This is a genomic window from Caballeronia telluris (genome assembly GCF_001544495.1).
GTDB lineage: Bacteria > Pseudomonadota > Gammaproteobacteria > Burkholderiales > Burkholderiaceae > Caballeronia > Caballeronia telluris.
Genome location: NZ_FCNZ02000018.1, coordinates 40,328 through 54,613 on the forward strand (window position 1 = coordinate 40,328; position 14,286 = coordinate 54,613).

Consider the following 14,286-nt stretch of genomic DNA (forward strand, 5'->3'; position numbering starts at 1 on the left):
CATCAGCCGTTCGAGGCGGCCGCTCGTCGGGAAGCCGACCGCGTTATCGCGCGACGGCCCGTCCCCGCGCCTTCGCCCCCGCCGCCGCTCTCGGCCGCCCGCGCCTGACCGCGTCCCCCGTCCGCTCGACGGTGAACCGGAACTCCCGCGCGAGCTTCTCCCCCGGCGCAAGCACGGTCATCCCGTGCGCTTCGCCGCCGCCCGGCAGGTTCACCGCGTTGATCGGATGATCGACCGGTTCGAAGCAAAAGTAATCGGCCCCCGGCGGCGCATACAGCACGTAGTAATCCGTATTGGCGGAAATCGTCAGCGACAGACGCCGCTTCGGCCATAACACGCTCGTCCGCCCGCTCCATCCGGTGAACGCGTTGTTGACCATCGTCGACGGCATCGGATACGCGACGCCGAACTGCCACGCCGGCGGCGCCGGCACATGCCGCACCGGCAGCCAGTCGTCGCCGCAAAGCCACAGGCCGCCCGCCGCCGCCGACAGTTCCGTATCCGCCTCGCGCATCAGAAACGGATGCAGTCCGAGCCCGAATGGCAGCGCATCGCGCCCGGTGTTCTCGACATCCAGCGCCACGACGAGCGTCGCGCCATCCAGCCGATACGTCTGCGCCGCGCGATACGAATAGGGCTCGCCGCCGCGACGGTCGAGCGTCAGACGCACCCGCGACGCCTCCTCTTCCTCGACTTCCCACGCGCCGAGCCAGCCGTCGCCGTGCAGCGGCAGCGGTTCGTCGTCGCGATTGCGCGGCACGTCGATCGCGCGCCCGGAGAAATTGAAATGCCCGTTGCCGATCCGGTTCGAATATGGCAGCAGTGGATAGCACGCAAGCTGGTTCGGATCGGTGTCCGCGCTCGGATGCGCGCACGGCCGGAAGATCGGCACGAGCGCGCCTTCATGACGCCAGTCGAAACGCGTGATGCCGCCGCCGAGCGCGGGCGCCACGTCGAGCCGCAGATTGGAATTGGCGAGCGTGATGCAGCCTTCGATGCCCGCCCCGCCCATCGCAACCACCGACGTGCCGGGACCCGGACGGATCGGCGGCTCGGTAGCGGCGGCGAGCTTCGAGCGCCGCGCGTTGGCGGCCGCCGTGGAGGACGTCGATGCAGGATTCACACTTTGCGCTGAACGAGCAACAGTCATGGCTCACGCTCCATCGAGAGGCGACAGCCCGGCATCGCCGGGTCGGGTGGGCGGCGCGTCATCTGCGCGCCGCCTCGGATGCTTCATGCCTTGCCTGCGAACACCGGTTCCGCGATCCCGCTTGCATCGGGCGTCGCGATGAACACGCCGCCCGCGTGCGGATCGCATTGCAGCGCCGCTTCGTCGAGGCCGACGCGCGCGCTCGTCACGAAGAGCGTGTCGAGCGCCGCGCCGCCGAACGCGACGCAACTCGGCTGCGCGCTCGGCACATCGATGCGCGCCGTCTCGCGGCCGTCGGGCGCATACCGTACGACGCGCGCGCCGCCCCACTGCGCGTTCCACAGGCCCCCGTCGCGATCGACGGTCGAGCCGTCGGGCACGCCGGCAGTGTCGCTCAGTTTGACGAACAGTCGATCGTTCGCGAAGGTCGGGTAGTCGCATGCGCGAATGTGCCGCGTCGGCGAATCGCAGTAGTACATCGTCGCGCCGTCCGGGCTGAACGCGATGCTGTTCGAAATGGCGCAGTCCGCGAGCGGCAGCCGTTCCAGCGACAGATCCGCGTTCAGCCGATAAAAGCCGCCGATCGCCTCGGCGCGTTCCACGTCGTGCTTCGTGCCGAACACGAAGCGGCCCTGCCGGTCGCAGCGGCCGTCGTTCAGGCGCGTCGGCAGCCCCGCTTCCACTTCGACGATCGTTTCGATCGCGCCCGTCGCGAGATCGAAGAACGCGAGCCGCGACGCGAGTCCGAGCAACAGCACGCGCGGATCGGCGCAGGTCGCAAAGCAGCACAGGCGCTCGGGCATCGCGAACGACACGCTCGTCTGGTCGCGCGGATCGTAGCGCCACAAACGGGCGCCTTCGATGTCGGTCCAGTAGAACCGGCCGCTCGCCGCGCACCACGTCGCGCCCTCGCCGAGCGCGCACTGGCTGTCGATCAGAAGCTTCGCGGCCACGTTCATCACGCCCAGCCTCCGTCGACGATCACGTCCTGCGCCGTCATCATGCGGCTGTCGTCGGAGGCGAGGAAGAGCGCCGCGCGCGCGAGATGCTCGGGCATCAGTTCGGCGTCGATGCACTGCCCTTCCTTGATCGCGCGGCGGCCGGCGTCGTCGAGCCAGAGACGCTTTTGCTTGTCCGTCATTACCCAGCCGGGCACGAGCGTGTTGACGCGGATATTGAACGGCCCGAGATCGCGCGCGAGGCCGCGCGTCATGCCCTGCACGCCCGATTTCGCTGTCACGTAGACCGGATAGTTGCCGTTCTTGAGCATCCAGCTGACCGAGCCGAGGTTGATGATCGAGCCGCTGCCGAGCTGCTTCATGTCGTCGATCACGGCCTGCGCCGCGAAAAACTGGTGACGGATGTTCACGGCGATGCCCGCGTCGTAGGACTCGGGCGTCACGTCCTCGATCTTGTGGCGCTTGTCGTTCGCCGCGTTGTTCACGAGCACGCCGATCGGGCCGAGCGCGCTGCGCACATCGGCGATGCCCTTCTTGAGCGCGTCGATGTCGGTCAGGTCCACGCGCAGGAACATCGGCCGGTAGCGGCCTTCTGCGAGATCGGCGCCCAATTGATCGGCGAGCGCTTCGCCCGCGTCGGTGTCGATGTCGAAGAACGCGACCTTCGCGCCCTGATCGAAGAAATGCTCGACGAAAGCCGCGCCGATGCCGGTCGCGCCGCCCGTGATCAGCACCGTCTTGCCGGCGAGGCTGGGAAAGCGCGCGTAGGCGCTGTCGATCGAAGATGCCATGATTTGTCCCTCTGATGAATTAGTCGCGTGAGCCGCGGTTCTTCAACTGGTCGAGCAGCACGGCGGCGAGCAGAATCGCGCCGCGCACGAGGTACTGATAGAACGCGTCGATGTTGAGCAGGTTCATCACGTTCTCGACCGTGCCCATGATGAGCACGCCGATCACGACGCCCGAGATCGTCGCGCGGCCGCCCAGGAGCGACACGCCGCCCAGCACGCACGCGGAAATCACATTCAGCTCGAAGCCCTGCGCGGCGTTCGGCTGGCCCGAGGTGATGCGCGAGGCGAGGATCACGCCCGCGAGCGCGGTCACGGCGCCCTGGATCATGAAGATCCAGACGCGCGTGCGCTCCACGTTGATCCCCGCGAGCCGCGACGCTTCCGGATTGCCGCCGATCGCCAGAGTATTGCGACCATACACCGTTTGGTTGAGCATGACGCCAAAAACGATGAAGCACGCGAGCGTCACCCAGATCGGCAGCGAGATGCCCGCGAACGCGAGGCTGCCGAGCGCGATGAAGGTATCCGACGACACGCCCACGGCCTGTCCGTGCGACACGATGAAGCCGAGTCCGCGCACGATTTCCATCGTCGCGAGCGTCGTGATCAGCGCGTTGATCCGCAGGTAGGCGATCACCGCGCCGTTCACGAAGCCGATCACCGCGCCCGCCGCGACGGCCGCGACGATCGCGATGGCGGTGTTGTCGGTGGCGTTGAGCACCATCGCGCAGAGCACGCCGGCAAAAGCGATCGTCGAGCCGACCGAGAGGTCGAAGTCGCGCGACGCGAGGCAGAACATCATCGTGCACGCGACCATGCCGATCTGCGAAATCGACAGCGCGAGGCCGAGCATGTTCTCGATCGAGAAGAAGTGATCGACCGTCGCGGACATCGTGACGAACATCACGATGAAGATGACGATCAGGCTGTATTCGGTGATCTGCTGCCACCACTTCTGCTTGTCAGATTTCTGCGGGATCAGCGCGTTCGCGACCGATTCGCTCGCCTGGCTGACGATGTTTTCTCTTGCTTCCATGATTCGCTCCGTGTTCCTTTGAACCTGTTCAGGCTGCTATTGCCGTCGTATCCGACTGCGGCAGCGCGAGAGTCAGCACCGACTGTTCATTCGCCTTCGCACGCGACAGTTCGCCCGCGATCCGCCCCTGCCGCATCACGACGATCCGGTCCGACACGCCGAGCACTTCCGGCAGTTCCGACGAGATCATCACGATCGCGCAGCCGCGCTCGGCCAGCTGATAGATGACGTTGTAGATTTCATGCTTCGCGCCGACGTCGATGCCGCGCGTCGGCTCGTCGAGGATCACGACTTTCAGATCCGGTTCGGCGAGCCAGCGCGAGAGAATCGCCTTCTGCTGGTTGCCGCCCGACAGGAAGCGGATTTTCTGCTTGCGGCTCGGCGTCTTGATCTTCAGGAGTTTGATGAAACGCTCGGCCGTCTGCGCTTCCTTCTTGCGGTCGAGGAAAAATCCCGCGCGCAGGTAATGGCGGCGGCACGAGATGTTGATGTTCTCGGCCACCGTCGCCATCGCGATCACGCCTTCTTCCTTGCGATCCTCCGGACACAGCACGATGCCGTTCCGGATCGCCTCGCCGGTGCTGCGCACCTTGATCGGACGGCCGTCGAGTTCGATCGTGCCGGCCTTCTTCTTGTCCGCGCCGTAGACGAGGTGCATCAGTTCGCTGCGTCCCGCGCCGACCAGCCCGAAGAAGCCGACGATCTCGCCGCGCCGCACGTCGAAGCTCGCCGGACTCTTGATCGCGTGGCCTTCCACGTTCGCGACCGCGAAGCGAACCGGGCCGAGTTCGCGCGGCTTGTAGTCGTAGATGTCGCTGATTTCCCGGCCGACCATCTCCGCGACGAGCGTGTCGCGCGGCACTTCCGCGATCTTCGGATGCGAGCCGATCAGGCGGCCGTCGCGGAAGATCGTGCAGGTGTTGCACAGCTCGTAGATCTCGTCCATGCGGTGCGAGATGTAGATGAGCGCGCGCTGGTCCGCCTGCAGGTCGCGCACGAGCTTGAAGAGCACCTCGGTCTCGCGGTGCGAGAGCGAACTGGTCGGCTCGTCGAGCGCGATCACGCGCGCGTTGCGCAGCAGCGCCTTGCAGATTTCGACCATCTGCCGTTGCGCGATGGAAAGCTTCCTCAGCTTCGCGTTCGGATCGAGATCGACGCCCATCGCGACGAGCCGCTCCTTCACGTGCTTTTTCGCCTCGCGCTTGTTCACCCAGCCGAACGTGCTCGGCAGCGCGCCGAGCAGCAGGTTTTCCGCGACGGTGAGATCGGGCACGTATTGCAGTTCCTGATGAATCACCGCGATGCCAGCCGCAATCGACGCGGCCGCGCTCGGGAAATGCACTTCGTTGCCGTCGATGAGCACGCGGCCCGAATCGGGCTGGTACTCACCGCCGAGAATCTTGAGCAAGGTCGATTTACCCGCGCCGTTCTCGCCCATCAGGCCGTGAACTTCGCCGGCGTGGACGTCGAAGGACACGCCGTCGAGCGCGCGCACGCCTGGAAACACCTTGCCGATATTGTCAAAACGCAGCGTCGCTGACACATCGCCTCCTGTTTGCAGAGGCCGCCTGCCGAATCGCCGGGCGGCCTCCTTTCAACCAACCAGAAATTACTTCGCCGAAGCGAGGCCCATCTTTTCACGCACTTCCGCGACGTTGTCGCGCGTCGCGAGCATGCCGCTCGTGAGCGTGAGTTTCGGCGGTTCCTTGCCGTCCTTGATCCAGTCGTACATCAGCGCGGTGGTTTCCTCGCCGTGGCGCTTCGGGCTGATGATGACGGTGCCGAAGAAGCCGGTCGGGTTCGGTTTCTTGAACTCGTTCAACGCCGAATCCGATCCGCCGATGCCCACGCCGATCATGTTGTCCGCCTTGAAGCCGCGGCCTTCCGCGGCGCGCACGGCGCCGAGCACGCCTTCGTCGTTGAGCGCGAAGGCCACCCAGTGCTTGAACTTGGTGTTCTTCGTGAGCGCGATGTTGGCGGCGTTGAACGCGTTCTCCGTGTCGGTCTTCGCCTGCGGCGCCATGATGATGTTCGCCTTCGGGAAGCCCGCGGCGACCAGCGCGTCGGCGGCACCCGTCGTGCGGTCATGAGCGGTCGGCAGCTGTTCGTAGGTCACGTCGATCGCGCCGACGTCGGCCATGTTCCAGCCGCGCTTCTTGATCTCGGCGGCGATGCCCTCGCCCACCTGCTTGCCGATGTTGTACGCCGAGATGCCCATGTGCGGCACCGACTCGATCGGCTTGCCCGCGCCGTCGACGAGGCGGTCGTCGACAGTCATCATCTTGAGCTTGTCGGCCTTCGCCTTCGCGACGATGCCCGGCCCGAGCTTCACGTCCGGCGTGCAGATCACGAAGCCCTGCGCCTTTTGGGCGGCGAGATTGTCGATCGCGCTCATCACCTTCTCACCCGACGGCGCGCCGATCTTCACGAGCGTGAAGCCCTTTTCCTTCGCGGCGATTTCGGCGAACTTCCACTCGTCCTGGAACCACGGCTCCTCGGGCTGCTTCACGAGGAAGCCGATTTTGATCTGCTCGTCGGCGGCCTGCGCGACCGGTGCGGCAAGCATGGTGGCGCTCGCGGCGGTGGTCGCGGCAACCAGCGTGAGGAAAATTCTGCGTTTCATCTTGGTGTCTCCTGACGTATGTCTCAAGTCCATGCGCTGTTTTGACGAGCGCTACGAAGGTGTGTGGCCGTGTCTTGTTGTGTCGACCAGAGTTGGCGGTTTAGCGCTTACTCTGGTCCCATGCCGCACCACGGCCCGTGCGTCGTGCATTCTTCGAATCAATCGTGATACAGCGCCGAGCGCCCGCCATCCACGGTGATGCAGCTCGCGTTGATGAACGGCGCCTCGTCCGATGCGAGGAACACCGCCGTCATCGCGACTTCCTCCGGCCGGCCGATGCGCTTCATCGGCTGGAGATCGAGCGTCGCCTGCTTCGCGACGGCCGGATCGGCCTGCTCGTTCCACCAGTCGTGCGTCAGTTGAGTTTCGATGTAACCCGGCGCGATTGCATTGACGCGCACGTTGTTCGGCGCGTATTCGATGCCGAGCGCGCGCGTTAAGCCGATGACGCCGTGTTTCGCGACCGGATACGGAAAGCAGCCGGGAATGATCTTGAAACTGTGCGTCGACGCGATGTTCACGATGCTCCCCGCGCCGCGCCCGACCATGCCGGGCAGCACCGCGCGGCAGCCGTTCCAGACCCCGTCGAGATCGACGGCGAAGCAGCGTCGCCAGTCGTCGTCGGTCATCGTGAGCGGGTCGCGGAACACGTTGATGCCCGCGTTGTTCACGAGCGTGTCGACGGGGCCGAACGCCTGCTCCGCCCGCGCAACCGCCTGCTGTACCGAAGCGCTTTGCGTCACGTCGGTCGCGACGGCGAGCACGTTGTGCGAGCCGGTTGCGCCCGAGATACGCGCGGCCGTCTCGCGCGCGGTCTCGATATCGAGTTCCGCCAGCACCACCGACGCGCCTTCGCGCGCGAACGCGAGCGCAATCGCCGCGCCGATCCCGCGACCAGCGCCGGTGACAATCGCGACCTTGCCGGCAAGCCGCGTCATTTCTTCTCGCCCCGCGCGATCCGCAGACCGCCGATGAACGCCTTCGCATGCGACCCGGTGACGGCGGCGCTCTGCCCCGGCTTGTAGAGCGCCGAGCCGAGGCCGAAACCGTTCGCGCCCGCCGTCAGGAACGGCCCCATGTTGTCCGGCGCGATCCCGCCGACCGGCACGAGCGGCACGGCCGGCGCGATCACCGCGCGCCACGCCTTCACCACTTCCGGGCCGAGCTGCTCGGCGGGGAACATCTTCAGCACGTCGGCGCCGTTCTTCAGCGCGAGAAACGCCTCGTTCGGCGTCGCGACGCCCGGCGCGCACGCCATGCCGAGCGCCTTCGCGGCGCGCACGACATCGGCGTCGCTGTGCGGCATCACGATCAGCTCGCCGCCGGCCGCCTTCACCTGAGCGACGAAACTGGAATGCAGCACCGTCCCCGCGCCGACGATCGCATCGGCGGGCAGCGCCTGGCGGATCGCCGCGATGCTGTCGAACGGCTGCGGCGAGTTGAGCGGCACCTCGACGATGCGAAAGCCCGCTTCGTAGAGCGCGCGGCCGTGGTCGGCCGCGTCCGCGGGCGTGATGCCGCGCAGGATCGCGATCAGCGGACAGGCGCTGAACGCTGCGTCGAGTCCGGCGTGCGGCGCGTAGGGCGCGGGCAGGTTGATGTGAGGCTGCATGGCGTTGCTCCTTTCAACTCGCGCGGGCGGCGGACGCGACGAGTCCCGCCTGCGCTGCAATACGGAAGAGACCGCGCTCGGTCGCTTCTGCGACGGTCTTGGTGTCGTGGCAGCCGAAGCGCGCGAGTGCCACGCGATAACGCTCGCACAGCGCATCGTTGCCGATCAGGCGCAGCGTCTTGCCCGCGAGCGTCGAATGCTCGCGCACCAGCACTTCGTTCAGGCCGCGCAATTCGTGGCCGATCAAGAGGCCGGAGAGATAGTCCGGCTGCTGTTCCGGCGCGAGCTGTCCGGTAAGCCCGAGCGTGCGCGTGCTGAAGATCGTCGCGAGGAGGCCCGCGTGACCGGCGTCCTTCGCGGTGTCGACGCCGCGCACGAACGCCTGCGCGTCTTGCTGGTCGCTCGCGCGCATCGTGCGGCCGAGGATCGTGTGATCGCGCAGCGCGCCGAAAGTCTCGCCCGTCATGAACGTGTAGAAGCGCTCGATGCGCCCGCCGAACACGAACGCCCACTTCGCATGCGTGCCCGGCAGGCCGATCAGCGCGCCGTGCGGCTCGCTTTCGAGCGCGGCGTCGCCGGCGAGCGCGCCGAAAATCTGCGTTTCCTCGCCGCGCATCACGTTCGGCATCGCGCCCGCTTGCAGCACGCCGGGCACGATATGCACCGTCACGCCGTTCGCCGCCTTCACCTTCACGATGCCGTTCACGAGCGCTGGCGCATCGGCGGGCGTCTCGATGTACGGCGCTTCGAGCCAGCCCTGCGCGCTGCCGACCATGCCTGCCGCCATCACCGGCAAGTTCGCGTTGCCCGCGAGCCACGCGCCGCAGGTTGCGTCGAACGCTTCGTCGAAGCCGCCGGCCGGCAGGTTCATGATCCCCGCCGACGACGCCCGCGTGTCCAGCACCGCGCCGTCGCCGCCTAGCAGGTAGGCGCGCAGCGCGGTCGTGCCCCAGTCGAGCGCGACCAGCGCGGCGCCTGCGTTCGAGTCGGGTTTTGTGTCGGCGCCGCTCATCGCTTGATCCTGCGCGTGGTCGGCTGCGGCACGCGCCAGCCGAGTTCTTCCGAGATCGCGCGCGCTTCGCGCTGCACGACCGGAATCAGTTCTTCCATCCGCTCGTGCGGCATGTACGGAATCGTGCTCGCAACAGACAGCGCCGCCACGATCGCCCCCGACGCATCCCGCACCGGCGCCGCGACACAGCGGATCGACGCCTCGTTTTCTTCGAGGTCGAACGTGAATCCGCCCTGCGCGTAACGCGTCATGCGCTGCGTGAAGATGTCGATGTCGGGGCGGTTGTCCGGCTTGAAGCTCGCGCCCGCGAGCGCCCGATGCGACGCATCCAGCAGCCGGGTCCACGCGTCGTGCGGCAGGTCGAGCATCATCGCCTTGCCGATGCCGGTCGACGCGAGCGGCATCCGGTGCCCGACGCGCGAGCGCATTTCCAGACCGCGGGTGCCCGGAATCTTGTCGATGTAGAGGACGTCGTCGCCGTCGCGCACGCCGAGGTGGATCGTGTCGTGCGTGTGCTCGGCGAGCGCTTCCAGGTGCGGGCGCGCCACCGCCGTGAGCGGCATCTGTTCCAGCGCGATCGTGCCGAGTTCGATCAGCTTCGGCCCGAGCAGATAGCCGCCCTGCACCTGGCGCAGATAGCGCGCCTGCACGAGCGAACTGACGAGGCGATGGGTCGTGCTGCGCGTCGTGCCGAGCGCCGCGCCGAACGCGCGCAGATCGCGCGCGCCGTTCGCGGCCGCTTCGAGAATCGCGAGTCCGCGCAAGAGCGTCTGCGTGCCCGCCTGTTGCGGCGTGATGTCGACGAGCGCGCTCGGCAGCGCGAGCGCGTCGGGATCGCGGCCGGCCGGCTTCGCGGCGGCCTTCGGCTGCTGCGCGCGGTCCGGCGTGGCCGTGCCGCCAGCGACGTCGATATCGGTATTCGGTGATTTGTTCATGGCGCTCGATGCTCGTTGGACCGTGCCGCCGCGGCGTCAGGCGAGACGTTGCGCAATCGCGCGGGATGCTCGATGGGAAGTGGCCGAATGAGCCGAAGCGACCTGCGGACGCAGGCGGACGATCGATTGCATGGTGTGTCTCCGTGCTTTTTGTCGCGCGGGCGGGTGAAACATCGCGCCGCGTCGCAGGTGCCGTTCAGGCTGTGGACGGATTCTAGTTCCGACTGTCTCGAAAATTCAATATGTGATTGCGGCGTTCAGATAATGGGAGTTTGAGCGTAAGCCAATCGCGGGATAAAACAAAAAAGCCCTGATGAATCAGGGCCTTATGCGTTTAGCGACGATCGACTAAAAAGCTTATGGCGGCAATTCCGCCGCGCCCATGCGTCGCGCGATCACGCCCGTGCGTTGCGCGAGGTACGCCGAATTGCGATGCTCGTCGAAGTAGCGCGGACGCGGCAGCATGACCGCGAGCCGCGCGCTTTGCCACGCCGTCAGTTTCGCCGCCGAACTCCTGTAGTAATAGTGCGCGGCCGCTTCGGCGCCATAGACGCCGTTGCCCCATTCGACCGAGTTCAGATAGATCTCGAAGATGCGTTCCTTGTCCATCCAGAACTCGAGCATCGCGGTGATGACGAGTTCCTGCGCCTTGCGGATGTAGCTCTTCTCCCGCGACAGGAACAGATTGCGCGCGAGCTGCTGCGAAATCGTCGAGCCGCCCGCGACGATGCGTCCGCGCGCCTTGTTCTTCTCCCACGCCTGGAGGATGGCGTCGGTTTCGTAGCCGTTGTTGCTCGCGAAGTTCGCATCCTCCGACGCGATGATCGCGCGCTTCAGATTGCGCGAAATCTGGTCGTAGGGCACCCAGGTGCGCTGCACCGACAAGTCCGGCCGCTCCGCCTTGAGCCTCCACGCGTCGGAACGCATGAACGCGGTCGACGACGGATTCACGACCGTCCAGATGCCGATCTGCACGAAGTAGAAGAGCTGCGTCGCGATGAGCGCGATGCCGAGCACCGCGACGCCATAGGCAATCCAGCGCGCCGGGCCGAGACGGGCCGCGGATTTCGCTCGTGTCGTCGTCGGGGAGGCCATGCGCGCGGTCCGGTGAATGAGGGGCTCGTCACGCCTTGGCGGTCAGCGCCTGGCGCAACTCGCGCAGCACCGCGCCGCCGTCCGGCCGCACGCCGCGCCACACGAAGAACGATTCCGCCGCCTGCTCGACCAGCATGCCGAGCCCGTCCGACGCCCGCGCGCCGAGCGACGCCGCGTGCTGCATGAACACGGTCGGCTTGGGGCTGTACATCATGTCGTAGGCGAGCGTGCCGGGGCCGAAGGCGTGGTCGTCGCAATCGGGGAGCGCGGCGTCGAGACTGCCCGCCGTCGCGTTCACGATGACGTCGTAAGGCCCGGCTTCGACGATCTCCGCGCCGCCGCCCGAAAAGCGCACGGAAGCGGCGCTCGCGGCATCGGCGAAACGGTCGGCCAGTTGATGCGCCTTCGCCGCCGTGCGATTGACGATGGTGAGCGCGGCCGGCTTCTTCTCGAACATCGGCAGCACGACGCCGCGCGCCGCGCCGCCCGCGCCGAGCAGCAGGATGCGCGCGCCTTGCAGCGACACGCCGAGGTTCTGCTCGATGTCGCGCACGATGCCGACGCCGTCGGTGTTGTCGCCGCGCGCGCCTTCTGCGGTGAACGCGAGCGTGTTCACCGCGCCCGCCGCCGCTGCGCGCGGCGTGAGCGAATCGGCGAACGCGTGGGCGTCGAGCTTGAACGGCACGGTCACGTTCATGCCGCGGCCGCCCGCTTCGATGAACGCGCGCACGTCGTTTTCAAAGCCGCCGATCGTGCCGAGAATGCGCCCGTAGTCGACCGGCTCGCCCGTCTGCTCGGCAAAGCGCGCGTGGATCCACGGCGATTTGCTGTGTTCGACCGGATTGCCGATGACGGCGTAACGTTCCTTGATCATCGCGTCGGCTCCGTGGCGTCGGACGAGGGTTGTTCGGGGTTTTCCGTCGGAGCGTCCGGCGATGCTTCCGGCGAGCCTTCCGGCGTGGCTTCAGCTTGCGCTTCCGCTTCGCTTTGCGCGCTCAGGTCGTCCGCTTCGATGATTTCTTCTTCCGGCTCTTCCTCCTCGGCCGCCGCCGACGACGGCGCGTCGATCACGTGCAGCAGCCGGCACGATGCTTCGACCGTCAATTCGTCGATCGACATCACGTCGAGCATCACCTTCGTTCCGCGAGCGTGCACGCCGAGCGCCGGCACATGCAGGATCAGCGGTATTTCATCGAGGCGCACGAGGTCGTCCTTCACCACCGCGCCCTGCACCTGCTTGCGGTTTTCCTGCTTGATCCAGCGCAGACACCAGAAATACTCCATGCGGCGCTGGTAATCGGCGTAGGCGGAATAAGTGTCGTCGAAGCCCTGCACGACGGCGAAGAGATCCGCGTCTTTCGGCTTGAACGGCGCGGCGAGCTTCGCCATCACGCCGTGCTGCACGCACGCGAGCAGTTGCCACTGATTCACCAGATCGACGTAGCGGCGCAGCGGCGACGTGCTCCACGCATATTGCGCGACGCCCAAACCTTCGTGCGGCGCGGGCGTCGTCTGCATGCGCGTGCGCTTTGGGCCCGGTCCGCCGAAACCGCGCTGCGAGCGATAGATGCCCGGCACGCCGTGATCGTTGAGGAACGCGCCCCACGACGAATTCGCGAGAATCGCCAGTTCCGCGACGATCAGATCGAGCGGCGAGCCGCGTCGGCGCGGCGTGATCGTGATGTGCTCGCCTTCCACGTAGAAGTTGAAGTCGTTGTTGCGCTGCACTTCGCGCTTGAGACCGTAGGTGGCGCGCGCTTCCTGACGCTTTTCGAAGAGCGCCTGCGCGAGCGGCCACAGCACGGCGATGTCGTCCTTGTGCGGATAGTCGCCGCTGCCGTTCGCGAGCGTTTCCTCGGTGACGAATTCATCGAGATGGTTGTGGCGCAGGTTGTTCTTCACGAACACGCGTTCGGCGCGCGTTTCGGTCGCGACGATCTCCTGCGTCTCGCGATTCACGATGATGTAGAGCGAGAGCGCCGGACGCAGGCCACCCTCGGCGAGCGTGAACGCCTCGACCACGCTGTCGGGCAGCATGGTGATCTTGTCGCCGGGCATGTAGACCGTCGAGAGGCGCGTGCGCGCGATCGCGTCGACCATGTCGCCGCGCGTGATGCCGAGCGCCGGCGCCGCGATATGGATGCCGATGCGCACGCGGCCATCGGCGAGATGCTCGACGGAGAAGGCGTCGTCGATTTCGGTGGTCGTGACGTCGTCGATGGAGAAGGCTTCGACGTCCGCTTGCGGCAGATCGTCGGGCAGCGGCGGCACCTGAACCGCCGGGAAGCCGACGCCGTGCGGGAAGAATTCGGAGAGAAAGCGCGCCTCGTGCAGCGCGCGCGCCGACGGAATGCCGCCGCATTCGAGCATGAGCCGCGCCTGCGAGATGCCACGCGCGGCGGCGGCGGCTTCGAGCGCCTTGTATTCGATCGAATTCTTGTCGGGTTTCGTGAGCAGGCCGATCGCTTTTCCGGCGAGCGCCTCGGGCAGCTTGCCCGCCTTCAGTTCCTCTTCGTAGCCCGCCTGGACGAGCGCCTGCTGGCGCTTTTTCTCCAGCGACGCGAGCGCCATCTGCAACTGTTCCTGCGGCGCGCGCTGATACTGCCCGCGTCCCTTGCGGCGGAAATATACCGGCGCGCCGTGCATCCGCAGGACGAGCGCGGCGCGCTCCACGGCGCCGAACTTGTCGCCGAAATAATCGGCGCCGAGCGTCGCGAACGGGAATTCCTCGTCGGGCGCGCATTCCCACAGAAAATCGAGATCGATTTCCTGCGCAACGCTGTCCGCTTCCTTCATCAGGTCGCCGGCAGCGGGCTTCTCGAATTCGAGCAGCACGTCTTTCGCGCGCACCTTCGCCCGCCGCCCGCCCGGCAATTCGACCTGGAACGCGTCGCCCTGTCTGGACAGCACCGCGCCGGCCTTGAAACTACCCGATTCCTCGAAGAAGACGTTCACTCAATACTCTCGTAAGACGGTGGAGCCGCGAGCCGACAGGCTCACTGGCAATGGATTTAGCTTAGGGCAATGCACACGGCGCATGGAAGTTCGACGCCGGTTTCGCCCGGCCGGCGGC

13 protein-coding genes are annotated in these 14,286 nt (G+C 66.5%); all 13 read right to left on the reverse strand.

Annotated features, from left to right (window positions below; translation table 11 throughout):
- Positions 1 to 43: 43 nt before the first annotated feature.
- The 13 genes from AWB66_RS21915 to AWB66_RS21975 all read right to left on the reverse strand — a co-directional run bounded on the left by AWB66_RS21915 (position 44) and on the right by AWB66_RS21975 (position 14,168).
- The gene (locus AWB66_RS21915) at positions 44 to 1,150 is read right to left on the reverse strand and encodes an aldose 1-epimerase (RefSeq protein ID WP_087632279.1); all 1,107 of its coding nucleotides are present in this window, start codon (positions 1,148 to 1,150) and stop codon (positions 44 to 46) included.
- Between the two features lie 83 nt (positions 1,151 to 1,233).
- Entirely contained in the window at positions 1,234 to 2,109 is an 876-nt protein-coding gene (locus AWB66_RS21920) for an SMP-30/gluconolactonase/LRE family protein (RefSeq protein WP_200819041.1), read from the reverse strand.
- Positions 2,109 to 2,900, reverse strand: a complete 792-nt coding sequence (locus tag AWB66_RS21925; RefSeq protein ID WP_087632280.1) for an SDR family NAD(P)-dependent oxidoreductase — start codon at positions 2,898 to 2,900, stop codon at positions 2,109 to 2,111. The genes AWB66_RS21920 and AWB66_RS21925 overlap by 1 nt, the downstream gene beginning before the upstream one ends.
- A 19-nt stretch (positions 2,901 to 2,919) precedes the next feature.
- Complete coding sequence (gene araH, locus AWB66_RS21930) at positions 2,920 to 3,936, reverse strand: L-arabinose ABC transporter permease AraH (protein ID WP_062632554.1); 1,017 nt, start codon at positions 3,934 to 3,936, stop codon at positions 2,920 to 2,922.
- Between the two features lie 28 nt (positions 3,937 to 3,964).
- A complete protein-coding gene (araG, locus tag AWB66_RS21935; RefSeq protein ID WP_087632281.1) occupies positions 3,965 to 5,479 on the reverse strand; it encodes an L-arabinose ABC transporter ATP-binding protein AraG in 1,515 nt (504 codons plus the stop codon).
- A gap of 66 nt (positions 5,480 to 5,545) precedes the next feature.
- Positions 5,546 to 6,559 (reverse strand): arabinose ABC transporter substrate-binding protein, encoded by a 1,014-nt coding sequence (locus AWB66_RS21940; protein WP_087632282.1) that lies wholly within the window; start codon positions 6,557 to 6,559, stop codon positions 5,546 to 5,548.
- A 158-nt stretch (positions 6,560 to 6,717) separates the two neighbouring features.
- Entirely contained in the window at positions 6,718 to 7,497 is a 780-nt protein-coding gene (locus AWB66_RS21945) for an SDR family oxidoreductase (RefSeq protein ID WP_087632283.1), read from the reverse strand.
- Complete coding sequence (locus AWB66_RS21950; RefSeq protein WP_087632284.1) at positions 7,494 to 8,171, reverse strand: 2-dehydro-3-deoxy-6-phosphogalactonate aldolase; 678 nt, start codon at positions 8,169 to 8,171, stop codon at positions 7,494 to 7,496. The genes AWB66_RS21945 and AWB66_RS21950 overlap by 4 nt, the downstream gene beginning before the upstream one ends.
- 13 nt (positions 8,172 to 8,184) lie before the next feature.
- Complete coding sequence (locus AWB66_RS21955; protein WP_087632285.1) at positions 8,185 to 9,183, reverse strand: 2-dehydro-3-deoxygalactonokinase; 999 nt, start codon at positions 9,181 to 9,183, stop codon at positions 8,185 to 8,187.
- Positions 9,180 to 10,118 carry an IclR family transcriptional regulator gene (locus AWB66_RS21960; RefSeq protein WP_087632286.1) on the reverse strand — a complete coding sequence of 313 codons (939 nt, stop codon included), beginning with the start codon at positions 10,116 to 10,118 and terminating at the stop codon, positions 9,180 to 9,182. The genes AWB66_RS21955 and AWB66_RS21960 overlap by 4 nt, the downstream gene beginning before the upstream one ends.
- Before the next feature lie 357 nt (positions 10,119 to 10,475).
- Positions 10,476 to 11,213 (reverse strand): monofunctional biosynthetic peptidoglycan transglycosylase, encoded by a 738-nt coding sequence (gene mtgA, locus AWB66_RS21965; RefSeq protein WP_087632287.1) that lies wholly within the window; start codon positions 11,211 to 11,213, stop codon positions 10,476 to 10,478.
- A 28-nt stretch (positions 11,214 to 11,241) separates the two neighbouring features.
- Positions 11,242 to 12,087, reverse strand: a complete 846-nt coding sequence (gene aroE, locus AWB66_RS21970; RefSeq protein WP_087632288.1) for a shikimate dehydrogenase — start codon at positions 12,085 to 12,087, stop codon at positions 11,242 to 11,244.
- Entirely contained in the window at positions 12,084 to 14,168 is a 2,085-nt protein-coding gene (locus AWB66_RS21975) for a ribonuclease catalytic domain-containing protein (protein ID WP_087632289.1), read from the reverse strand. The genes aroE and AWB66_RS21975 overlap by 4 nt, the downstream gene beginning before the upstream one ends.
- Positions 14,169 to 14,286 lie beyond the last annotated feature (118 nt).